At 65.5% G+C, this 22,886-nt stretch carries 15 protein-coding genes and 1 riboswitch; of the genes, 7 read left to right on the forward strand and 8 right to left on the reverse strand.

Features of this window, described 5'->3' with window-relative positions:
* Positions 1-18 precede the first annotated feature (18 nt).
* The gene (locus tag AC25Y4_RS07945; protein ID WP_488119853.1) at positions 19-585 is read right to left on the reverse strand and encodes a TetR/AcrR family transcriptional regulator; all 567 of its coding nucleotides are present in this window, start codon (positions 583-585) and stop codon (positions 19-21) included.
* Between the two features lie 55 nt (positions 586-640).
* Between AC25Y4_RS07945 and AC25Y4_RS07950 the strand changes: the two genes are divergently transcribed.
* From AC25Y4_RS07950 to AC25Y4_RS07960, 3 genes are all read left to right on the forward strand, one after another.
* Complete coding sequence (locus tag AC25Y4_RS07950; RefSeq protein WP_488119854.1) at positions 641-2,140, forward strand: MFS transporter; 1,500 nt, start codon at positions 641-643, stop codon at positions 2,138-2,140.
* Positions 2,141-2,300: 160 nt separating this feature from the next.
* Entirely contained in the window at positions 2,301-5,360 is a 3,060-nt protein-coding gene (locus tag AC25Y4_RS07955; protein ID WP_488119855.1) for an alpha-mannosidase, read from the forward strand.
* A 138-nt stretch (positions 5,361-5,498) separates the two neighbouring features.
* Positions 5,499-9,377, forward strand: a complete 3,879-nt coding sequence (locus AC25Y4_RS07960; protein WP_488119856.1) for an SCO7613 C-terminal domain-containing membrane protein — start codon at positions 5,499-5,501, stop codon at positions 9,375-9,377.
* A gap of 12 nt (positions 9,378-9,389) precedes the next feature.
* On the opposite strand, the gene AC25Y4_RS07965 is transcribed toward AC25Y4_RS07960, so the two are convergent.
* Both AC25Y4_RS07965 and AC25Y4_RS07970 read right to left on the reverse strand, forming a co-directional pair.
* Entirely contained in the window at positions 9,390-11,342 is a 1,953-nt protein-coding gene (locus AC25Y4_RS07965) for an ABC transporter ATP-binding protein (RefSeq protein WP_488119857.1), read from the reverse strand.
* Between the two features lie 114 nt (positions 11,343-11,456).
* Complete coding sequence (locus AC25Y4_RS07970) at positions 11,457-12,821, reverse strand: MFS transporter (protein WP_488119858.1); 1,365 nt, start codon at positions 12,819-12,821, stop codon at positions 11,457-11,459.
* Between the two features lie 172 nt (positions 12,822-12,993).
* On the opposite strand from AC25Y4_RS07970, the gene AC25Y4_RS07975 reads away from it, so the two are divergent.
* On the forward strand, positions 12,994-13,437 hold the full coding sequence (locus tag AC25Y4_RS07975) for a DUF2269 family protein (protein WP_488119859.1): 444 nt from the start codon (positions 12,994-12,996) through the stop codon (positions 13,435-13,437).
* An 84-nt stretch (positions 13,438-13,521) separates the two neighbouring features.
* Here the strand turns inward: AC25Y4_RS07975 and ribH are convergent, their stop codons facing one another.
* The 5 genes from ribH to AC25Y4_RS08000 form a co-directional block, all read right to left on the reverse strand.
* The gene (gene ribH / locus AC25Y4_RS07980; RefSeq protein ID WP_488119860.1) at positions 13,522-13,992 is read right to left on the reverse strand and encodes a 6,7-dimethyl-8-ribityllumazine synthase; all 471 of its coding nucleotides are present in this window, start codon (positions 13,990-13,992) and stop codon (positions 13,522-13,524) included.
* Positions 13,989-15,287, reverse strand: a complete 1,299-nt coding sequence (ribA, locus tag AC25Y4_RS07985) for a GTP cyclohydrolase II (protein WP_488119861.1) — start codon at positions 15,285-15,287, stop codon at positions 13,989-13,991. Before ribA ends, ribH begins: the two co-directional genes overlap by 4 nt.
* Positions 15,284-15,943, reverse strand: coding sequence for a riboflavin synthase (locus tag AC25Y4_RS07990; RefSeq protein WP_488119862.1), 660 nt, complete (start codon positions 15,941-15,943; stop codon positions 15,284-15,286). The genes ribA and AC25Y4_RS07990 overlap by 4 nt, the downstream gene beginning before the upstream one ends.
* A gap of 1 nt (position 15,944) precedes the next feature.
* Positions 15,945-16,940 carry a bifunctional diaminohydroxyphosphoribosylaminopyrimidine deaminase/5-amino-6-(5-phosphoribosylamino)uracil reductase RibD gene (gene ribD / locus AC25Y4_RS07995; RefSeq protein ID WP_488120449.1) on the reverse strand — a complete coding sequence of 332 codons (996 nt, stop codon included), beginning with the start codon at positions 16,938-16,940 and terminating at the stop codon, positions 15,945-15,947.
* Positions 16,941-17,050: 110 nt separating this feature from the next.
* Positions 17,051-17,182, reverse strand: a riboswitch (FMN riboswitch).
* A 68-nt stretch (positions 17,183-17,250) separates the two neighbouring features.
* A complete protein-coding gene (locus AC25Y4_RS08000; RefSeq protein ID WP_488119863.1) occupies positions 17,251-18,237 on the reverse strand; it encodes a sugar-binding transcriptional regulator in 987 nt (328 codons plus the stop codon).
* Between the two features lie 118 nt (positions 18,238-18,355).
* Between AC25Y4_RS08000 and AC25Y4_RS08005 the strand changes: the two genes are divergently transcribed.
* The 3 genes from AC25Y4_RS08005 (at position 18,356) to glpK (ending at position 22,548) form a co-directional block, all read left to right on the forward strand.
* On the forward strand, positions 18,356-20,077 hold the full coding sequence (locus AC25Y4_RS08005) for a glycerol-3-phosphate dehydrogenase/oxidase (protein ID WP_488119864.1): 1,722 nt from the start codon (positions 18,356-18,358) through the stop codon (positions 20,075-20,077).
* 140 nt (positions 20,078-20,217) lie between these two features.
* Positions 20,218-20,979, forward strand: coding sequence for an MIP/aquaporin family protein (locus AC25Y4_RS08010; protein WP_488119865.1), 762 nt, complete (start codon positions 20,218-20,220; stop codon positions 20,977-20,979).
* 54 nt (positions 20,980-21,033) lie between these two features.
* Positions 21,034-22,548, forward strand: a complete 1,515-nt coding sequence (glpK, locus tag AC25Y4_RS08015) for a glycerol kinase GlpK (RefSeq protein ID WP_488119866.1) — start codon at positions 21,034-21,036, stop codon at positions 22,546-22,548.
* Positions 22,549-22,886 lie beyond the last annotated feature (338 nt).

The following is a 22,886-nucleotide window of genomic DNA, read 5'->3' on the forward strand; positions in this document are numbered from 1 at the left end:
GGCCGTCGACGTGGTGGGTCAGCTGAGCAGCTTGCGCGCCGCTTCGACGGCCGTTGCGCGTCTGCGGGCGGAGAGCTCCGGAGATGGCTTCTCCCCGGTGTGGTTGAACGCTGCTGGGGAGAACGCCCACGCCGTGGCTATCGACAGGAGCACGGTCAGGAACTCCTGTGGGTCCCAGCTCGGATCAATGCTTCCGGCGCGCTGCGCCTCGCTGATCGAGGCATTCTCTGCCGGGCTTCGCCAGGGAGACTGGTGGCCTGGCAGGCGCTGGCCTTCCAGGCGTGCCCAGTCGAGCATCCGGAGATGCTCAGGGTGCTCGGTGGCGTGATCGTAAACGCGGCCGACGAATCCCGGCAAGTCTGACGCGTCGAGAGGCACGGCTGCGTTCACGTCGGCGAGGTTCAGATCGACGACGGCGCCGAAGAGGGCGACCTTGTCGCCGAAGTATGCGTAGAGACGTTCCTTACTGGCGTTCGCTGCTGCCGCGATGCGATCGACGCGGGCACCTGCAAGCCCGTACGCCGCGAACTCTGCGCGCGCTGCGATGAGAATTCGTTCCCGTGTCGCTTGTCCGTCGCTTCTCATGGCTATAATCATAACCCAACTAACCAGTTCGTTTGAAAAGGATCCCACCGCTTAGATGTCTTCCGAAACCTCAACCGTTTCATCATCCTCAGACCAGCCCAACGCGCCGGTCGACCACTCCGCACATCCCAGACGCTGGTGGCTGCTCGCTATTCTGGCGCTCGGCCAGCTGATGGTGATTCTCGATGGCACCATCGTGAACATCGCGCTCCCCGATGCCCAGCTTGATCTCGGCATGACTGACGGCGACCGCACGTGGGTCGTCACGATCTACGCGCTCGCGTTCGGTTCTCTGCTGCTGCTCGGTGGCCGCATCGCTGACTACTGGGGCCGCAAGCGCTCCTTCATGGTCGGCATGATCGGCTTCGCCGTCGCGTCCGCCATCGGCGGCTTCGCGGTGTCCACCGAAATGCTCCTGCTGGCCCGCGGCCTGCAGGGTGCATTCGCGGCACTGCTCGCCCCTGCGGCACTGGCCATCCTCACGATCACGTTCCCCGGCGGAAAAGACCGCATCAAGGCGTTCGCTGTCTTCGGCGCGATCGGTGGTGGTGGCGCGGCCATCGGCCTCCTCCTCGGTGGCGTGCTCACGCAGTACGCCAGCTGGAACTGGTGCCTGCTCGTCAACGTACCGATCGCACTCATCGCGATCATCGGTGGCATCCCACTGATCAGGGAAAGCCGCGCACACGGCAACACCCGCTACGACCTGCCAGGTGCAATCCTCGTCGTCGCCGGTCTCGCGTCGCTCGTCTACGGTTTCGCGCAGGCGGAAAACGGCTGGGGACGCCTTGAGACGATCGGCTTCCTCGCGCTCGGCGTCGTGCTGCTCGCCGTCTTTGTGCTCGTCGAGTCGAAGGTGTCGAACCCGCTGCTCCCGCTTCGCGTCATTGCGAACAAGGTGCGCGGTGGTGCATTCCTGGTCTCGATGCTCACGGGCTCTGCGCTGCTCGGTGGCCTGCTGTTCCTGATCTTCTACTTCCAGATCGTGCTCGGCTACACGCCGCTGCAGTCCGGATTCGCCTCGCTGCCCATGACGATTTCGATCATGGCGTGCGTGCCGTTCCTGTCGAAGCTGTTGCCCAGCATCGGCGTGCGCCCGCTGCTGACCGTCGGCCCCATCATCGCGGCCATCGGCCTCGGCTGGATGTCATTCATCACGATGGAGGGCAACTATGTCCTGCAGGTGCTGCCTGGCCTCATCCTGCTCGGAATCGGCCTGGCCTGCGTCTTCGTGCCGCTGCAGAACGTTGCCCTGTCGGGAATCGATGAGCACGACGCTGGCGTCGCCAGCGCCGCGGTCACCGCAACCCAGCAGATCGGCGGCTCGATCGGTACCGCGCTCTTCACCGCGCTGTACACCGCCGCGATCTCGGCATACCTGTCGAGCAACCCTGCGTCGTCGACCGTGCACCTTGAGGCGCTCGTCAGCGGATACTCGACCGCGTTCATCTGGGCCGGCGGGCTCATGCTGCTCGCTGCTCCGATCGCGTTCTTCCTCATTCGCCCGAACAAGAGCGACCTGATGAATACCTCTGGCGTCGTGCACATGGGCTAATGCCCCAGCCAGCCTGACGGAAGCCCCGCGAGTCGATGACTCGTGGGGCTTCTGCGTTTGTATGCCCCACCCCATGCCACTCATCCCGTACCGGCATAGGCTGCCCATGCCACCGGCAGCATTCCAAAGGCATGCGGCCTGGGGCAGGGGGTGATGGCGAATGCATGACGACAGCGAACAGTTGCAGCTGCGCATCGACCGATTCGTGCGGGAGCGACTGCAGCCGGCGATCTATCGGGCGGTCTCACCACTGTCGATCGAGGCGTGGGACGTGCCAGACGAACCGGTGCCATTTGCAGAGGCAGTTCGGCAGCAGTTCGTTCGATTCGAGGCGGGGAGCAGCTGGGGCACACCATGGGGGACGACGTGGTTTCACCTCACCGGAGTTGTCCCTGAGGGCTGGGGGAGCGACAACGCCAGCGTGCTCGAGGTTGTCGTCGACCTGGGATTCAACGGGGTAGCGCCCGGTTTCCAAGTCGAAGGCACCGCCTATGCGCCAGACGGCCAGATCCTGAAGGCTGTCGAATCGCGGAGTCGGCGCGTGCCCGTTGCCGGGTGCCCGGGCGACGCCATCGACCTCTACATCGAGGCCGCGAGCAACCCTGACCTCGCCGGCGACTGGACGTTCGCTCCCACGCTCCTCGGCGACAAGGCAACGGCCGGCAGTGCGCCCATCTACACGCTCAGGCAAGCGGATGCCGCGCTCAGGGACCTCCCGGTGTGGGAACTCGTCCAGGACATCTGGGCTCTGAACGGGTTGATGCGAGAGTTGCCGGTGACGCTGCCGCGACGCGCTGACATTCTGCGGGCACTTGAGCGCTGTCTCGACGCGGTCGACCCCGACGATGTGTCTGGCACCGCAGCATCCGGTCGCCTGGCCCTCACTGACGTGCTGTCCAAGCCGGCGAACGCCAGCGCCCACCACCTGCACGCCGTCGGGCACGCCCACATCGACAGCGCGTGGCTCTGGCCGGTGCGTGAGACGGTCCGCAAGGTGGCACGCACATTCTCAAACGTGCTCAGCCTGATCGACGAGAACCCTGACTTCGTGTTCGCCGCGTCATCCGCCCAGCAGTATGCCTGGCTGAAGCTGTTCTACCCAGAGCTGTTTGAACGGGTACGTCTGGCCGTCGCGGCCGGTAATGTCGTGCCGGTCGGCGGCATGTGGGTGGAGTCCGACACGAATCTGCCCGGCGGAGAATCGCTGGTGCGGCAGTTTGTGGCTGGCAAACGGTTCTTCATCGAGGAATTCGGCGTCGAACCGCTGGAGGTCTGGCTGCCGGACTCGTTCGGCTACTCTGCCGCATTGCCGCAGATTGCGCTGGCGTCTGGCTCCCGCTGGTTCCTCACGCAGAAGATCTCCTGGAATGACACGAATGTGTTCCCGCACCACACCTTCCGCTGGGAGGGAATCGACGGCAGTCGCATCTTCACTCACTTCCCCCCAGTCGCCGACTACAACTCCCAGCTGTCTGCTGTCGAGCTGGCCAGGGCAGAACGGCTCTACGCGGAGAAGGGCAGGGCGAACACCTCGCTGATTCCGTTCGGGTGGGGAGACGGCGGTGGCGGGCCGACTGCTGAGATGATCGCATCCGCTCGCCGGACTGCGTCGCTGGAAGGGTCGCCGACGGTTGAGCTCTCGAGCCCGCGCCGCTTCTTCGAGGCGGCAGAGGCGGAGTACGAGTTGCCGCCGGTCTGGGCGGGGGAGCTGTACCTGGAATTCCACCGCGGCACATACACGTCGCAGGCGCGCACCAAACAGGGGAACAGGCAGAGCGAGCGGCTGCTGCGCGAAGCGGAGCTGTGGGCAACGACGGCTGCCGTGCGCACCGGCGCCGAATACCCGTACGCCGCGCTCGAAGCGGCCTGGCACACGGTGCTGCTGCAACAATTTCACGACATCCTGCCCGGGTCAGCGATCGCGTGGGTACATCGCGAAGCTGAACGCAACTATGCGTTGGTTGCGCAGTCGCTGACGGGTGTGATCGAGACGGCTGTGCGTGCGCTGGCGGGCGAGGGGGACCAGACGGTGGAGGTGAATGCCGGGCCGTTCGCCCTCGACGGCGTGCCGGCGCTTGGGGGCCATGAGGCGGCATCCGTTTCTGGTGCCGCCACGGCGATTCGCTCAGCGTCAGGGTTCGTGCTGGCCAACGCGCTTGTCGCGGTCACCATCGACACTGACGGGCTCTTCACCTCGGTGCGCGACCTCGTTGCCGATCGCGAGGTGATTCCGGCTGGCTCGCGGGCGAACCTGTTGCAGCTGCACCGCGACACCCCGGCGCAGTGGGACGCCTGGGATCTTGACGCGAACTACCGGAATACCGTGACCGACCTGACGACCGCCGTCAGCGTTGAGATTGCCCCGCTACCCGATCCAGACGGCGGGGCTCGAGGTCATGCTCGTGCCGGCGTTCGCATCGTACGGATGGTTGGATCGTCTCTCATCATCGAAACGGTCACGCTTGAGCCGGGTTCTCCGACGATCGACATTGCGCTCAGCATCGACTGGCACGAGCGCCAGAAGCTGCTGAAGCTGGCGTTCCCGCTCGATGTGCATGCCGACCGGGCGGCGTCGGAGATCCAGTTCGGGCATGTATACCGGCCGACACACCGAAACACATCATGGGACGCTGCGCGGTTCGAAACCGTCGCCCACCGCTGGGTGCACGTTGGCGAGCCCGGCTACGGCATTGCCGTCGCCAACGACTCCACCTACGGTCACGACATCGAGAGAGGGGCGGATGCCGCGGGGCGCACCACGACGACCGTGCGGCTGTCGCTGCTGCGTGCCCCGCTCTACCCCGATCCGGAATCCGACCAGGGCTGGCACCACCTCGCTGTGTCGCTGCGGGTGGGCGCCGGCATTCCGGAGGCGATTGCCGAAGGCTATCGGCTGAACGTTCCCCTCCGCACAGTGACAGCGGTCGCATCGACGACACTCGCGCCGCTGCTCTCCGTAGACAATCCGGCCGTGGTCATCGAGGCCGTCAAATTGGCCGAAGACCGGAGCGGCGACGTGATCGTGCGGCTGTACGAGGCGCACGGGTCCCGGTCGCGGGCGCGCGTCATCCGCTCGTTCGATGCAACGGAGGTCGTCGAAACCGACCTGCTCGAGCGCCCGCTCGCCAAGACGCGAGCGTCGCTCTCACAGGAGGGCGCTGCGACCGAGCTGGAGCTGCGGCCGTTCCAGCTGGTGACGCTCCGCTACCTGCGTTCCTAGCTCCCAGCGCGTAGCTTGTAGCCGGATACTCGCCGACGGATACCTGGCTTAAGAGGCTGGGTCACGCGCTTTGCGCTGACGAACAAAAATGCTGTTCAGAACGGGCAAACGCGGCCGCCACACACCTAGACTGCGCGCATGGGGAAAACGACGACGAGCGCGGACATGAACTGGGAAGAAGGTGCCAGGCGAATCGTCGACTGGCGATTCTGTCCCCGCTGCAGTGGGACGCTCGGCCGCGCGGGATCGTGCCGCGAATGCGGTGCTGACGTGACGGGGGCGCTCGGGGCTGAGCTGGGCAACGCGTCGAAACGAGTCGCAGAGGCCATTGCCGTTCGCCAGGCGCTGGTCGCCCGGTTGCCCACGGTTCGACCCGCTGCGTATGGAGCATCCGCTAAGTATCGGGTGCCAGCTGCGACCGCCGTTTCGGCATCCGCGGTGCCCACAATGCCAGTTGGTGCACCAGCCCTCGCTGCCGCACCCGCACCCGCGGCAGGATCGACACCCGCCGCCGCATCACCGCCGAGCCCGGTGAACGCTTCCGGCTCGCAGATCAGCGTGCAGTCGGTGCTCGCCGTCGCCGGAGCCGGCCTGCTGGCGGTGGCCGCACTCGTCTTCACGTTCCTCAACCCAGACCTCACGAGCTTCGCCACGCGAACAACGATCATCGCGGTGATCACCGTCGCGTTCATCGCCGGCGCGTGGCTGTTCGCCCGCCGCGGCCTGCAGTTCTCTGCCGAGTCTGTTGGCGCGCTTGCCGCAGTCTTTGCCGCCCTCGACGTCTGGGCGTTCGCGCAGGCTGCCCCCGCTGGTGTCAGCGGGTACGTTTTCGCGGGAATCGGCACGCTCCTCGCATCAGCTCTCTTCCTGCTCCTCGGCGCCAGGACACAGATCCGCACCTGGCTCTGGGTCGCGGTGGTCGGCATTGCTCTGACACCTGGCTTCTTCGGTGCAGCCGGCGGCACCCTGTGGTCATTCTTGCTCGGCAGCCTCGCGGTAGCGATCGTGGTGCTTGGCGTGCAGCGGATGCTGCGCGTGCTCGAATCCAGATTCGGCTCCGTCCTCGGCGCCGAGCAGGTAACGGCGACCGTCCTGCAGGTCGGCGCCGTGACGATTGCCATCATCCAGTTGCTGCTCGTGCAGTTCGGGGTGCCTGTCGACGGACCAGGACAGGTCATCGGCAGCGCAGCGATGCTGGCCGTGCTGGCCGCGGTGGCCATGATCGGCAGTTGGAATGGCCTCGCCCGGTTCTGGAGTTTCCTGGCTGGCGCCTTCGCCGCGGCGGCCATCGGCATCCTGCCATTCGCCGCCGACCTCACAGAGCCATCGTGGTATTTCGCCATCGTGCCGCTGGCGACCGGGGTGGCCGTGGTGATCGGTGCCGCACTCCGCCGACCGGTGACAGCCAATCGCACCGAACTCCTGAACGGTGCGCGAACCATCGCGGTCGCCAGTGCCGTGCCGACGCTCATCCTGGCCGCCCAGCAGCTCTTCTCGCCGATCGAACCCGTGACTGCGAGCATCATGGGCCTCGGCTGGCCTGGCCGAAACTCGACACTCCCCACCCTGTCACCCACCGTCGGCCTGGCCGTCATCCTCGGTCTCGGCGCACTTGCCGCGGTGTCGTTGGCCGAGTCGTGGGCGCTGCGACGGGCGGCGGTCGAGCCAACGGATGTCGTGTCATCCGTTGGTCGTCGAGCCCGCACGCGCGCACTGTGGCTGGCGATGCTGACCATGCTCACCGTGACGGGATGGAGCGGGTTCGATGGGGCGGCCCAGTCCGTCACCGGGTTCGTACTGGCCACTGGCCTGAGCCTCGCGCTCGTTCTCGTCCCTGCACTCAACACGGCTGATCCGTCGCTGCGACGGCCGCTCATCGTCGGTGCGCACGCGCTGCTGGTGCTCGCTGCCCTGATCGGCTGGCTCCAGCAGGACACCATCGTGTGGGTGGGCGCAGCAGCCGTACTCGTGCTCGGCGTGGTGTCGCTGACCATGCCGGCCACCCGCAACCCGAACTATGTGGGGGTCGGCTACGCCTACGCGCTCATCATCATCGCCACGGCGCTCAGCCTCGCCCAGGTGGAGACCATCGCTGTGCTCTGCCTCACTACGGCCATCGCTCTGCTCGTCGCGCTCGGCGTCACCCTCACCGGCTGGCTGTCGCCGCGGAGCTGGTATGCCACGCTGCTCGTCTCTGCCGTGCCGTTCGTCATGGGCGTTGTCGCTGTGCTGTTGGTGCGAAGCGGCTGGACGGCCCTTTCAACCGGCCTCGCATTCGCCCTCGCCCTCACCCTGATGGTGACGCGTCGCCCCGGCATGACGCTGGTGCTGCGGGCCGCGGCGGCATCGCTGCTTGTACCGTCACTGTCGGTCGTCGTCGTGTGTCTCGGCGCGCAGGTCTTCGCCTCGAGTGGCTCGCCGATCGTGCTGCCCGTCATCGCCGCGATCGTCGCCTGCACATTCCCGGCGGCCGGGCTCATCGCCGATTCGCTCCGCCGACGTGGCATCTCTGCTGTCGAAGCGGATGTCTCCCGCACCTGGATCGAAATCTCAGCTCTCGTGACGGCGGCGCTCACCGTGATCCTCGCCCTGGTGCGCACGGCTGCTGGCCTGCAGACCACGTTCCTGGTGCTCGTCATCCTCGGTGCAGGAGCTGCGGCCACCGCGTTCAGCACGCACCGTCGCCACGCCTGGTGGGCGGCCGCAGCGAGTTGGACGGGCGCGCTGTGGTGCGTCTGGGCGATCCAGGGTGTGGATGTCCTTGAGCCGTACCTGCTGCCCCCTGCCCTCGCCGCCGTGATCGTCGGTGCGATCACCGTTGCGCGTGGCAGGGCCGGCATCGCCCTGTTCGCCACCGGCCTGGCCGTGGCCGTGGTGCCGAGCGTTATCGTGCTCGCCGTCGGCGGCTCTGGTGCGGCGGGGATCATTCCGTGGCGTACGTACGGGCTGCTCGGCGCGGCCATTGCCCTCATCGTCCTTGCAGCAGTCGCCCTGCGAACGCCGCTCGGAGACAACCCCGATCGGCTGCGTTCCCTGCGCCGGCCGACACTCGTCGCAGCGATCGTCGCGGCGGGGGCCGGTGCAGTCCAGGCGATGCGCTGGGGGTGGGGCGTCGACGGACTCGCCCTCGACGCCCCGGCGTTGCTCATGGTGCAGGTGCTGGTTGTCAGTGCGATCGCGGCGATGCTGGCCGGCGCTGCCGGTTATCTGCTGGGCGACAGTGCTGCGGTGAGCACGCCTACGCCGAGTGCGCTGAGCGCATCATCTGGCGCGGTGTCCGGTGCGCCGTCCCGCTGGCGATACGCAGCGGCCATGGCTCTCCTGGTGGTTGGACCGATCACGGCGATCCGTCTTGATGCGTTCTCGATCGCAACGCTCATGCTGCTCACGCTGGGGCTGCTCGGATTCATGCTCGTTGTGGTGGCCCGCGCCCGCACCGGGGTGAGCACCCTGCCGCCGGCATGGTTCATCTTCGCGCTGGCCTGGTGCACGGCGGTCGCCGGTTGGAGTGAGCGGGAACTGCGGGTGGAAGCATTCTCGCTCCCGCTCGGCCTTGCCCTGCTGGGTGCCGGCATCATTGCCATGCGCCGGCAGCCCGCAGCGGCGGGGATCGCCGCCAACGTTGCCCGCGCCAGTTGGACGACCTGGCCGAATGGCTTCGTCGGATCCTGGCGGGTGCTTGCCCCAGGAATCATCGTGACGTTCCTGCCATCGGTGCTTGCCACCGGAACCGACCCGCAAACCTGGCGCGCCATTCTCGTGATGAGCCTCGCGCTGGCGGCGATCCTGATCGGGTCTGTGCAGCGCCTCGCCGCGCCATTCGTGCTGGGACTCGCGGTGCTGCCTATCGAGATCGTCGTGGTCTTCACGGTTCAGATCGGCCAGACGATCAACCCATTGCTGTGGTGGATCACGCTGGCCGCAGCCGGGGCCGTGCTGCTGGTGATCGCCATCACGTCGGAGCGAAAGGGCGCGGACGGTGGCGGCTTCACCGCCAGGATGCGAGACCTCGGTTAGTCCGAACCGGTGTTAGACCAGCAGCTGGTGCTTTGCCAGGTCGCGGTACAGCGGCGTGGATGCCACCAATTCGGAGTGCGTGCCGGTGCCGACGACCTGGCCGTGGTCGAGCACCACGATCTGGTCGGAATCGACAACGGTCGACAGGCGGTGGGCGATCACGATCAGCGTGCGGTTCTCCGCGACGGCGTCGATGGCCTCACGCATCTTCTGCTCGTTGACGCCATCGAGGCTCGACGTCGACTCGTCGAGCAACAGGATCGGCGCGGCGCCCAGCAGTGCGCGACCGATGGCCAGTCGCTGGCGCTCTCCGCCGGAGAGCATGACGCCGTCTTCGCCGACGGGGGCGTCCAGCCCTGCAGGGTCACGCTCGAGCACCTCGGTGAGATTCACGGCGTGCAACACCCTGATGCAGTCCTCGTCTGTGGCATCGGGGCTTGAGAGCCGCAGATTGTCCCTGAGCGTGCCGGCGAGCACCGGAGCATCCTGTTCGACGTAGCCGAGCTGGGAGCGAAGCGCGTCACGTTCGAGGCCACGGATGTCGAGACCACCCAAGCGGATCGTGCCCGCCGTCGGGTCGTAGAAACGCTCGATGAGCGCGAGAATCGTGCTCTTGCCGGCGCCAGACGGGCCAACAAGCGCCGTGCGCTTGCCACGCGGAACGCTGAAGGACACGCCATGCAGCACCGGCTGGCGTACGGAGTCCGCCGCGACAGGCTCCTCCGCAGCGGATGCCGCTGCGCGGGTGGCATTGTTCAGTTCGGTTTCCGCATCCACAACGGGAGCAGCGGCGGCGTACGCGAAGTGCACGTCGTCGAACTCGATCGCGGGTGAATCCGGATTCACCAGGACGTTCGCGGCGCCCACTGCGATGGCCAGCGGGGCGATGTCGCGGTCGAACTGGTCCTCGGCGGGCAGGTTGATGATCTCCTCGATGCGGCCGAGAGCACCAAGCGCCGCGTTCACAGAGGTGAGGGCGCCGAAGGCGGTGCCGAGCGGCATGATCATCATGAACAGGAACAGGATGAACGCGACCAGGTCGGCGATAGTGATCGCACCGCTGGCGACACGGTAGCCACCGACGCCCAGAACGACGAGGAGCGACACCTGCATGGCGATTCCGGCGATCGGAACGACGAGAGCTGAGATCTTTGCGACCTTGATGCCCATGCGCCAGGCGCCCTGGGCATCCGCGTCGACGACGGCGATCTCGCGCTCTGTCGCATTGGCGGCACGCACGGTGCGCACCGCGCTGATCACACGCTCGACGCTGGCGGCCAGGTCGCCGACTTTGGACTGAGCCGCGTGGCTGGCGCTGCGGATGCGCTGCGACAGCAGGGTGACCGCCGTGATCGACACGCCGATCACGAGGGCGGTGAGTCCGAGCATCACCGGATCGATGATGAGCATGGCGATGAGGGCACCGACGAATGTGAGCGCTCCGCCGATGGAGTCGACCAGGCCCTGGGTGAGTACAGCACGCAGCATCGTGGTGTCTGAGCCAACGCGCGAGACGAGGTCGCCCGTGCGACGCGTGTCGAACTCGGAGATGGGGAGGTGCAGCATCCGCGCGACGAGCCTGCGGCGGCTTGACAGCACGACACCCTCACCGGTGCGCTGCAGGAGGTAGTGCTGGTAGCCGCTGATCACACCAGACACCACCACGAGTGCGACGAGCGCCCAGACGAGGGAGCCGAGCGTGTCGCCGTTGCTGACGAGGGCGATGACCTGGCTGACCAGCAGGGGCTGCGCGAGGCTCGCTGCGGCGCCGATGATGCTGAGTACAGCGACGACGATGAGCACCTTCTTGTGCTCGAACAAGTAGGGAAGCAGCTGGCTGAATGTGGCGCGAGGCCCTGAGGTGTCGCGCGACGAGCGACGCAGGCCGCGCGGGGTCTTCGACGTGGGGGAGCCGCTGGGTTTCGGCGTGCTGGCAGTGCTGGCATTACGGGTGGAGGTGCTCACCGAATGAGCCTAACCGGTGCGGCTGAGCGCATACGCACGAAGGCCCCGGTTCCCCGGGGCCTTCGTGGTGGAACGGTGGAGCGCGGCGTCTATCGCAGCGCACCGTGCTCGCGACTAGCGATCGATGTCGACGTCCTTGGTTTCCTTGCTGATGACCAGCGCGACGAGGGTGATGACGGCCATGATCGAGAGGTAGAGGCCGACGAGGACCGGGCTGCCATCGGCCATGGACCACAGCCACACCGCAATGAACGGTGCGACAGCGGCGCCCAGGATCGAGCTGACGTTGTACGAGATGCCCGAGCCGGTGTATCGCACGTTGGTCGGGAACAGCTCCGGCAGCAGCGCGCCCATCGGGCCGAACGTCATACCCATCAGGCTGAAGCCGATGACCAGCCAGAACATGACGCCGACGAAGCCGGCACCGAGCAGTGGCACCCAGACCAGGCCGAAGAGGATGATCGCGGCTGTCACCCAGATGAGCGTCTTGCGACGACCGTACTTGTCGGCCAGCGGCCCGGAGATCAGGGTGAAGACGCCGAAGAAGACCACGCCGAAGATGAGCATCAGCACGAAGTTGCTGTAGCTGTAGCCGAGACCCGGCTGTGCGCCTTCTGCGGGCGCGATGGGAGCGCGGCCGTAGCTGAGCGAGAACGTGGTCATCAGGTAGAACAGCACGTAGGTGGCCAGCATGAACAGCGTGCCGAGGATGAGTTCCCGCCAGTTTGAGCGGATGACGGTGCCGAGTGGCAACTTCACAACCTTGCCGCTCTTCACGGTCTTCGAGAATGCTTCGCTCTCCACGAGGCGGAGGCGAACCCAGAGTCCAACGATCACCATGACAGCCGAGAACAGGAACGGGATGCGCCATCCCCATTCGAGGAATGCGGTCGACGGCATGGTCGGGTCGTCGGAGGGCAGCACGGCGGCGATGATCAGGAACAGCCCGTTGGCGATGATGAAGCCGATCGGCGCACCCATCTGCGGGAACGTGCCGTACCAGGCACGCTTGCCCTTCGGGGCGTTCTCCGTGGCTACCAGCGCAGCGCCGCTCCACTCGCCACCGAGCGCGAAGCCCTGGGCGAGGCGAAGCACGACGAGCAGCAGTGGGGCGAACCAGCCGACCATGGCGTACGTCGGCAGCAATCCGATGAGGAACGTTGCGATGCCCATGGTGAGGAGGGCTGCAACGAGGGTTGTCTTGCGTCCGACCTTGTCGCCAAGGTGGCCGAAGAAGACGGCGCCGAGCGGGCGTGCCACCATCGCGGCGCCGAAGACGGCGAACGATGCGAGGAGTGCCGTTGTGGCATCCCCGGTGGGGAAGAACAGATGGGGGAAGACGAGGACAGCGGCCGTGGCGTAGACGTAGAAGTCGTAGAACTCAATCGTCGTACCGATGAGGCTGGCCAGAATGACCCGGCTCTTTGGATTGAGTGGTGCGGCTGGCGCGTGGTCGATGGATGTGGCTGGTGCAGACATTGAGGAGAGACTCCGAGGCAGTATGTAAGCGGCAGTGGTGCGGGCGCGTCTGGTCACGCGGCAAGTGCATCGAACGGCACAAAACAAAGGCGGCCGCTTGTGGCGGCCGTCTGAATACCATACGCCTGCACAAAGTTTCGTGCGAATTGGCTGGGTTCATTAAGCTGTGTCTATGGAAACCGTATTCAATGTGCTGCACGTTGTCGCAGCAGTGTTCATCGTCGGCCCGATGGCGATCCTGCCCATGACGGCCATGCGCGCTGTGCGAGCCGGAAATGGTGCACAGGTCGCGGGTCTGGCCAAGTCAACGAACATCTTCAGCCTGCTCTCGCTCGCCGTCGTTCTCTTCGGCTTCGGCGCGATGGGCATGGCAGATGAGAAGTACAACTTGTCGATCGGCACCCCGTGGATTCTCTGGTCCATCATCCTGTACGTGGTCGCGCTGGCGATCAGCCTGTTCCTGGTCGTCCCGAGCATGCGCAAGGCAGCGGATGCCCTCCAGTCATCGTCGACAACCTCGGCTGCATCCGCCGGCTACCCGGCAATCGCCGCGGGAAGCGGAATCGCATCGCTGCTGCTCGTGATCGTCGTCGTGCTGATGGTCTGGAAGCCGTAACCCCAACGCACTAAAACGCGAGAGCGCACTTCTGGTCGGTTGGCCTGAGCCAACCCGACCAGAAGTGCGCTCTCGCGTTGTGTTTTAAGCGCGCAGCTCGGCCAGCACCCGCGCGGTGGCCAGGGCAGCCGTTGCTGCTTCCTCTCCCTTGTCCTCCTTCGAGCCCGGCAGGCCGGCACGATCGAGGCCCTGCTGCTCGTCATCGAGGGTGAGCACGCCGAAGCCGACGGGCTTGCCCGTGTCGAGCGCGACGCGAGTGAGGCCATCCGTTGCCGCTGCCGACACGTATTCGAAGTGCGGAGTGCCGCCCCTGATGATGACGCCGAGAGCGACAACCGCATCCGCTCCGTTTTCCAGGGCCACCTTGCTGGCGACCGGCAGTTCGAAGCTGCCCGGAACCCTGACCAGCGAGTAGGTCGCACCTGAGGCCTCGAGCACACGGGTTGCGCCTGCGATGAGTCCATCGGTGATCACGTCATGCCAGCGGCCGGCGATGATCGTGACGTTCAGCCCGCGGCCGTCGATGTCGATGATGGGGGAGCCTGCTCCGCTCATAGTGCGCTTCCTTTGACTGTGCTGTACGTGATCGTGCGGGGGGTGGTTGAGCTCTGTGGGGACTGCGTGTCGATGTCGTGTCCCATGCGGTCGCGCTTGACGGCCAGGTACTCCTCGTTGTGCTCGCCGACGCCGACGATGAGGGGCACTCGCTCCCGCACGCTCACTCCGTGTGCTTCGAGCTGGCGCACCTTCTCGGGGTTGTTGGTCAACAGCCGGATAGCGCCCAGGTTCAGGTCTTTCAGGATCGCCGTTGCCGCGCTGTAGTCGCGGGCGTCGATCGGCAGTCCGAGGGCCACATTGGCGTCGAGAGTGTCGAGCCCCTCTTCCTGCAGCTTGTATGCGCGCAGCTTGTTGATCAGGCCGATGCCCCGACCCTCGTGGCCGCGCAGGTAGATGACAACGCCGCCGAACTGGTGGATGGTCTCCAGCGCAGCATCAAGCTGCGGACCGCACTCGCACTTGAGCGACCCGAACGCTTCGCCGGTGAGGCACTCTGAGTGCACGCGGACGAGAGCTCCGTCGCCCAGCGCCCCGGCGACGATGGCGACGTGGTCTGCGCCGGTCATGCGGTCCCGGTATGCCCGAATCCTGAAGTCGCCGTGCACGGTCGGCACCAGCGTCTCCACCTCGAAGTCGACCCGCGACGATTCAACCATTGGCTGCACGGCATCGAGGGGGTCAGGGTGCACGTCGTTCAGGTAATCGATGAGCTCAGCGATCGTGATGACAGCGATGCCCTCCCGTTCCCCGAGCTCGATGAGGCCTGGGAGGCGCATCATCTCGCCGTCGTCGGCCACAATCTCTGAGATGGCGCCGACAGGGGACAGCCCGGCCAGCTTCATCAGGTCGACGGCTGCTTCGGTGTGCCCGTCGCGCTCGCGCACGCCGCCGTCCATGGCGCGAAGCGGCAGGATGTGGCCGGGCCGATTCAGGCTGGCGGGAACGGATGCCGGATCGGCGAGCACACGCAGCGTGTGCGCCCGGTCTGCCGCACTGATGCCGGTGCTCAACCGATCGGCGGCGTCTACCGTGATCGTGTAGTTCGTGCCGCGCGGGTCCTGGTTCTCCGCCACCATCACTGGGAGTTCGAGCGCATCGGCGATTTCATTCGTCATCGGCGCGCAGATGAAGCCGGAGGAGTTGCGAACCATCCAGGCCAGCCATTCCTGGGACGCGAGTTCGGCGGAGATGATGACATCGCCCTCGTTCTCCCTGCCTTCGTCGTCTGCCACGATGACGGGCCGTCCGAGGCGGAGCTGTGCGAGAGCTGTGGGGATATCGGCGAGGCTCATGATGCCCTCCTTGTTGGGGTCTGCGCGGTGGTGCTGCGGCGCCGTTCGGCTTCAGCCAGCGCCAGGATCCTGGCGGCGTGGCGGGCGAGGATGTCGGTCTCGATGTTCGTGGAGTCGCCGACGGCCAGGCCGCCGAGCGTCGTTGCGATGAGTGTCTCTGGAATGAGGGACACCTCAAGCCACTGGTCGAGCTCGTCAGCGTCACTGATGGCGCTCACGGTGAGGGAGACGCCATCGATGGCGATGGACCCCTTGTCGGTGACGAGGGGGGCGAGCTCAGGGGAGAGACTGAAGCGCAACACGCGCCAGGCGTCGCCTGGGCGAATCTCGAGCACGGTGCTTGTGCCGTCGATGTGGCCCTGCACGATGTGTCCACCCAACCGGTCGCCGACCAGGGCGGCGCGTTCGAGGTTGACCGGCGCACCAACGCTGGCGGCGTCGAGCGTCGACATGCGCAGCGTCTGCGCCATGACGTCAGCGGTGAACGTGTCAGGCGTTTGGTCGACGACGGTGAGGCACACCCCGCTCACCGAGATCGAGTCGCCGTGCGAGGCGTCTGCCACGGCCAATGGACCCCTGATCGTGAAGCGTGCAGCGTCCCGCGATCTCTCGATCTTCTCGATGACGCCGAGCTCCTCGATGATTCCAGTGAACATGTCAGATCCTTCTATCTGGGTGTGCAGAAACGAGCAGGTCATCGCCGAGTCGCTCGACGCTGTCAATGGTCAGCTTCAGCTGGTCGGCGATGCTGCCGACGCCGAGGTCGCCGAGCGCCAGCCGTGAGCCGCCGAGAAGCGTGGGAGCAAGGTAGATCAGGTAGTGGTCGACGAGCCCAGCCTTGACGAAGGCGCTGGCCAGCGTCGGACCGCCTTCGACGAATACGCGCCGGATGCCGCGCTCTCGGAGGTCGGCCAGCACCTCCGTGAGCTCACCGGTCCGGTAGAACAGGGGAGCATGCGGGTGCCTGAACACGGCGGCGGTCGACGGAATCATCCGTCGTCCGATGACGACAGGAATGGGTTGGTGCGGCAGCAGCGTGCCATCGGCATTTCTGGCGGTGAGTGACGGATCATCGGCCAGGACGGTGCCGGTTCCGACCACAATGGCGTCGGCGGCACCGCGCCGGGTGTGGACATCCGCTCGCGCGATCGTGCCGGTGATCCACTGGCTGCTGCCGTCATTGGCCGCAGCGCGACCGTCGAGGCTTGATGCCCATTTCACCGTCACGACGGGGCGGCCGAGGCTGGCCGCCTCGAGCCAGTCGGCCAGAAACGCCTCGGCCTCGTCGCGGAGCACGCCGGGCGTCACCCGGACTCCGGCGTCGCGGAGGCGTTCTGCCCCGCCGGCGGAGTGGTGTCCGGGGTCTTCGGTCGCATAGACGACCCTGGCAAGCCCGCTCTCGATGAGGGCGAGCGCGCATGGTCCTGTCCGGCCCGTGTGGTTGCAGGGCTCAAGGGTCACAACGGCGGTGGCGCCGGCGGCCTGGCCTGGGGCGAGCTGCGACAGGGCATCGACCTCTGCGTGTGCGGTGCCTGCGCCCCTGTGCCAGCCCTCGGCGAGCACGGAGCCGTCTGCAGCGAGGATGACGCAGCCCACCTGCGGATTGACGCCATCGGCAGGGCCGTTGGCGGCAAGGGAGAGTGCGCGGCGCATTGTGCGCTCGATCAGTGCTTCGTCCACCGCCACCCTCGTTCGTTTGGTACGAACTCCGGGGATTGGCGTGCACGCAGGCGTTGCCGTCGACGGGTCGCAAGACTCGCCGATTCGTGCGCCTCCCATCCGGACTTTAACCGTCGGTGCTGGAATTTCACCAGCTCAACCGGCACTTCGCAAAGAAGTACCAGCTCGCGGACTTTCACCGCCGGTTCGGACTCACACCGACCCCGGAGCACGTTTCTTATCTTCAGTTATAGCCGAAAGCGTGCTGCTTCGGGGTGTTCGGCGAACTTTGCCGATGAAACGGTCAGCTGCCGGCCGCCGAGGGATAGAGCAGCGCTCGCGCGGTTCCTTCATCGACGTAGAGGTCGGTGATGAGTTCGGCGGCCAGGGCGCCACGCAGGCTGGAGAGTTTGGAGCTGCCAGAGACCACGCAGATGCGTCGCGGGGTGCGGCGCAGCACCGAGAAGTCTGGGCCGGTGCCGCGCAGATTCAGCGGGATGTCGTCAGTCGAGCCGTCTGCCCTGAAGAACACCGTCGCCACGTCGCCAACCACGCCGGATTCGCTGAGCGAGGCGTATTCGGCCTCTTCGAGGTAGCCGCCGGCATACACGTGGCTCGGCACCTCAGAGAATGGTGAGCCAAGGCCGAAGAGTGCAACATCCATGTGGGCCTGGATATCGATGAGTCGCGTCACATTGCGCTCCCGCCACATCGCCTCCTTGGTGGCGGGGTCATCGAAGAACGCCGGCACGGGGAACTGCTGCACGTGGGCGCCGAATGCGTCTCCGAACCGGCGCAGGATCTCACTCGCGTAAGCGATTCCGGTCGTGCGCATGTTGCCGGCGCCGTTCAGCTGCACGATCTGCGAGTTGTGGGTTTGCTTGGGGGTGACATGGCGACTGATGGCGCTCATTGTTGAACCCCAGGCGACGCCCATTGTCATGTTTGAGTCGAAGTACTGGCCGAGAATCCGTGCAACGGACAGGGCGACGCGTTCCAGTCGATCGACGTCGCTGGCGTGGTCGGGGACGGGCACAACATGCGCGGTCACCTGGAACTGGGAGAGGATCTCCTTCTCAAGGCGGCTCGGTGCGTCGAGGGGAGACCGGATCTGAATGTCGACGAGGCCGCTGGCGCGCGCGTGACTGAGCAAACGAGACACCGACGACCGTGACGTGTGGAGTTCGTGGGCGATGGCATCCATCGTGAGGTCCTGCATGTAGTACAGGTGCGCGGCGGTGAGGGCATCGCGAGTGCGGTCTGAGTGGGATGGATATTCGGCTAGGGTCATGATTACTCCTTGCACATATGTTCACACAGCTTGACCGTTTGTGTCGAACCGTCCAAGCTTAAGAGATTCGTACGGTGGCCCAGCGGGCTGCCGGCTTTACACAAGAGGTGAGAAACAAATGCAGGAATCAGTGGCGAACTCCCAGGCCGTACTCCAGGGCCGACCGAAAGCACGCGTGCTCATCATCGGTGCTGGCATCAATGGGATCGCAACATTCCGCGACCTCGCCCTGCAGGGCGTTGACGTGGCCATCGTCGACAAGGGCGACTTCGTCTCCGGCGCTTCGAGTGCGTCGTCGCACATGATTCACGGCGGCATCCGCTACCTCGAGAACGGTGAATTCCGTCTCGTCAAGGAGTCGGTGACCGAGCGCAACGCCCTGATCAAGATCGCTCCGCACTACGTCAAGCCCCTGAAGACGACGGTGCCGATCTTCTCCACGTTCTCCGGCATCATGAGCGCCCCGCTGCGCTTCCTCACCCACAAGCAGGGTGCTCCGCAGGAACGTGGCGCACTGCTCATCAAGGTAGGACTCGTGCTCTACGACTCCTTCTCCCGTGACGGTGGCAGCGTTCCGCGCCACGAGTTCCGTGGGGCGAAGGAATCCCTCAAGCAGCTGCCGAAGCTCAACAGCGGCGTGAAGTACACCGCCACCTACTACGACGCGTCGATGCACGACCCTGAGCGCCTCGCTCTCGACGTGCTGCGCGATGGCCTGGCTGCCGGCGAGCACGCTCGCGCTGCGAACTACGTCGAAGCCATCGGTATGGACGAGAACGGCGTGCGCCTGCGCAACACCGTGACCGGCGAAGAGTTCAGCTTCGAAGCTGACGTCGTCGTCAACACGAGCGGCCCATGGACCGACCTCACCAACTCGGCGCTTGGCGCGGCCAGCACCTTCATGGGCGGCACCAAGGGCTCACACATCGTGATGGACAACCCGGCACTCCTGGCCGCCACCGGCGGACGCGAGATCTTCTTCGAGCACAGCGACGGCCGCATCGTGCTGATCTACCCGCTCAAGGGCCGCGTCATGGTTGGAACCACCGACCTCGAACACGACATGACCAAGCCGATTCGCTGCACCGACGAGGAGATCGACTACTTCTTCGAATTGGTCGCGCACGTTTTCCCAGATGTTGCCGTTGACCGTTCTGACATCGTCTACCGCTTCGCAGGCGTTCGCCCGCTGCCCCGTCACGACGACGAGGCACCCGGGTTCGTGTCGCGCGATTACCGCATCGAGTCGAGCCCGCTTGAGGCTCGCACCGGCACCCTGCTCAGCCTCGTCGGTGGCAAGTGGACCACGTTCCGCGCCCTGGCAGAACACCTGAGCAACGACATCCTGAAGCTCATCAATATGCCGCGCAAGGTTTCCACCGAGGGCCTCGCCATCGGCGGCGGCCGCGACTTCCCCATGACGGATGCCGCGCACCAGGTATGGATCGCCGCCAACGGCGATGAGGTGGGTGCGCCCCGTGCTGCTGCGCTGCTCGCACGCTACGGCACTCGCGCTACCGACGTCATCGAGTTCATGACCGAAGACACCGACGAGCCGCTCGCGAACAACGCGGACTACTCGCGCAGGGAGATCGAATACCTGGCTCGCACCGAGTCAGTGGTGCACCTTATCGACATCCTGCTGCGCCGTACGAGCATGGCGTTCGTCGGTGGTCTCACCACCGACCTCCTCGTCGAAATCACCGACATCGTTGCTCCCGTTCTCGGCTGGAGCGCCGAGCGTCGCCAGAGCGAGATTGATGCTGCCGTAGCTGAACTTTCTGACGCCCATGGCGTCCAGCTCTCCGGCACGACATCGGGAACGTTGACCGCGGCTTAAGGCTGGGAATTCTGCACGAACGTGCGCGTAAACCGTACCGAGGCCCCCACCGGGCCTCGGTACGGTTTTACAGGGTTCTTGAATCCCTTAGTCGGCGCGCCATGACTGGCGCCTCCCAGAAATAAAGAAATAAGGTCAACGTGGACAATCTTGGTGTTGTATTTCTCGCGGAACTGGTGGGAACTGCCCTCCTCGTGCTGCTTGGTTGTGGTGTTGTAGCCAACGTCGCGCTTGTGAAGAACAAGGGCTTTAACGGCGGCTTCCTGATGGTGAACATCGGCTGGGGCCTCGCGGTCTTCTCTGGCGTCATCGTCTCGTACAACTCAGGCGCACACCTGAACCCCGCTGTCACGTTGGGCCTCGTTGCCTCAGGTGCCACCGAGTTCGGCTCAGGCGTTCCGGTCAACCCCGTCTCTGTGCTGACGTACATCGCAGCCCAGATGATCGGTGCCATCATCGGCGCAGTCTTCGTCTGGCTCGCGTACAAGCAGCACTTCGACGCTGAACCGGATGCCGCGAACAAGCTCGGCGTCTTCTCAACCGGTCCTGCCATCCGTTCATACGGCTGGAACCTGGTCACCGAGATCATCGGTACGTTCGTTCTCGTCTTCGTCGTCATCGGCTTCGGTGGCGGACGTCAGGGCGACGGCGGCCTCGCTGCTCTCGGAGCACTGCCGGTCGCGCTGCTCGTGATCGTGATCGGTACGTCCCTCGGTGGACCGACCGGCTACGCCATCAACCCTGCGCGTGACCTCGGCCCGCGTATCGCGCACTTCTTCCTGCCGATCAAGGGCAAGGGCAGCTCGGACTGGGCTTACTCGTGGGTTCCCGTCTTCGGCCCGATCATCGGTGGCGTTCTCGCAGGCTGGGCCTCGCTCGTCCTGCTGCCGATCCTCGCCTAACGGCATCCGTCTGAACCCGCATAATCCCCGCAAATCGCAACGAAGGAGTTAGCCATGGCAAAATACGTACTCGCCATCGATCAGGGAACGACCAGTAGCAGGGCCATCATCTTCGACAAGGCAGGGTCGATCATCTCGACCGGCCAGCTCGAGCACGAACAGATCTTCCCCCAGGCCGGCTGGGTCGAGCACGACCCCAAGGAAATCTGGAACAACGTCCGTGAGGTCATCGGCCAGGCACTGTCCAAGGCCAACCTGACCCGCCACGACATCGCATCCGTCGGTATCACCAACCAGCGTGAGACTGCTGTTGTCTGGGACAAGAACACCGGCGAGCCCGTGTACAACGCCATCGTCTGGCAGGACACCCGCACGCAGTCCATCGTCGACCGCCTCGCAGCAGACGGCGGCATCGAGCGCTTCAAGCAGAAGGTCGGCCTTCCGCTGGCCACCTACTTCTCCGGCACCAAGATCGTCTGGATCCTGGAAAACGTTGAAGGCGCCCGCGAAAAGGCTGAAGCCGGCGACCTGCTCTTCGGCACCACCGACTCCTGGGTGCTGTGGAACCTGACCGGCGGAATCGAAGGCGGCGTCCACGCCACCGACGTGACCAATGCCTCGCGCACCCTGTTCATGGACCTCGAGACCCTGCAGTGGGACGACGAGATCCTCGCAGCGTTCGACGTGCCGAAGTCGATGCTTCCCGCCATCAAGTCCTCCTCTGAGGTCTACGGCACCGTCAACGAGCACAGCCTGCTCCGCGAAGTTCCGATCGCCGGCATCCTGGGCGACCAGCAGGCCGCGACGTTCGGCCAGGCAGCATTCGACCAGGGTGAAGCCAAGAACACCTACGGCACCGGCAACTTCCTGATCTTCAACACGGGTGAGGAAATCATCCACTCGAAGAACGGCCTGCTCACTACCGTCGGCTACAAGCTGGGCGACGCTCCCGTGCACTACGCGCTCGAGGGCTCGATCGCTGTCACCGGTTCACTCGTGCAGTGGATGCGTGACAACCTCGGCATCATCGACTCTGCTGCAGACATTGAGGCTCTGGCCGCCACCGTCGAAGACAACGGTGGAGCCTACTTCGTGCCGGCGTTCTCCGGACTGTTCGCGCCGTACTGGCGTTCGGATGCTCGTGGCGCACTGGTGGGTCTGACCCGCTACGTGAACAAGGGACACATTGCTCGTGCAGCGCTGGAGGCAATCGCATTCCAGACCCGCGAGGTGCTTGACGCTGTCAACGCTGACTCCGGTGTTCCCCTCACCGAGCTCAAGGTCGACGGTGGTGCAACCGCCAACAACCTGCTGCTTCAGTTCCAGGCTGACCTCCTCGACGTTCCTGTCGTTCGCCCCGTCGTTGCTGAGACCACGGCACTTGGCGCTGCGTACGCTGCAGGCCTGGCCGTCGGCTTCTGGAGCGGACTCGACGAGCTTCGCGCCAACTGGCAGGAAGACGCACGCTGGGAGCCCAACATGGACTCCGCAGAGCGCGAGCGTCTGCTTCGCAACTGGAAGAAGGCCGTCACGAAGACCCTCGACTGGGTCGACGAAGACGTGAAGTAACACCAGCACCGATACACGAAGGCCCGGTTCCGCTCACGCGGGGCCGGGCCTTTCGTTGCGCACCCCCCACACCCCACACCGCACGCCCCCCGCCCCCCGCTCCTCGCTCCTCGCTCCCCGCTCCCCGCTCTCCACTCCCCGCCCTCGCTCCTCGCTCCCGGTCGCGGCACAGCAACCTCCCGCTGTTGTAGTTCTGCATAACTCCTGCAATTGGCGATCGCGCCGCACGGCATCCTCGGAAGTTCGCGGTCACGCAGCTGGGCTGCTCAAACCGGCAGGAGTTGTGCACCCATGGAGCTAGGCGTACTGAGCCGCCGGGCAGGTGCCGACCGCTGGCA

Source organism: Leifsonia sp. Y878 (genome assembly GCF_057669685.1).

Bases quoted from the DNA above. Each gene is read 5' to 3' on its own strand.
- AC25Y4_RS07945 (WP_488119853.1), bottom strand. From the start codon at position 585: ATGAGAAGCGACGGACAAGCGACACGGGAACGAATTCTCATCGCAGCG.
- AC25Y4_RS07950 (WP_488119854.1), top strand. From the start codon at position 641: ATGTCTTCCGAAACCTCAACCGTTTCATCATCCTCAGACCAGCCCAAC.
- AC25Y4_RS07955 (WP_488119855.1), top strand. From the start codon at position 2,301: ATGCATGACGACAGCGAACAGTTGCAGCTGCGCATCGACCGATTCGTG.
- AC25Y4_RS07960 (WP_488119856.1), top strand. From the start codon at position 5,499: ATGGGGAAAACGACGACGAGCGCGGACATGAACTGGGAAGAAGGTGCC.
- AC25Y4_RS07970 (WP_488119858.1), bottom strand. From the start codon at position 12,821: ATGTCTGCACCAGCCACATCCATCGACCACGCGCCAGCCGCACCACTC.
- AC25Y4_RS07975 (WP_488119859.1), top strand. From the start codon at position 12,994: ATGGAAACCGTATTCAATGTGCTGCACGTTGTCGCAGCAGTGTTCATC.
- ribH (WP_488119860.1), bottom strand. From the start codon at position 13,992: ATGAGCGGAGCAGGCTCCCCCATCATCGACATCGACGGCCGCGGGCTG.
- ribA (WP_488119861.1), bottom strand. From the start codon at position 15,287: ATGAGCCTCGCCGATATCCCCACAGCTCTCGCACAGCTCCGCCTCGGA.
- AC25Y4_RS07990 (WP_488119862.1), bottom strand. From the start codon at position 15,943: ATGTTCACTGGAATCATCGAGGAGCTCGGCGTCATCGAGAAGATCGAG.
- ribD (WP_488120449.1), bottom strand. From the start codon at position 16,940: ATGCGCCGCGCACTCTCCCTTGCCGCCAACGGCCCTGCCGATGGCGTC.
- AC25Y4_RS08000 (WP_488119863.1), bottom strand. From the start codon at position 18,237: ATGACCCTAGCCGAATATCCATCCCACTCAGACCGCACTCGCGATGCC.
- AC25Y4_RS08005 (WP_488119864.1), top strand. From the start codon at position 18,356: ATGCAGGAATCAGTGGCGAACTCCCAGGCCGTACTCCAGGGCCGACCG.
- glpK (WP_488119866.1), top strand. From the start codon at position 21,034: ATGGCAAAATACGTACTCGCCATCGATCAGGGAACGACCAGTAGCAGG.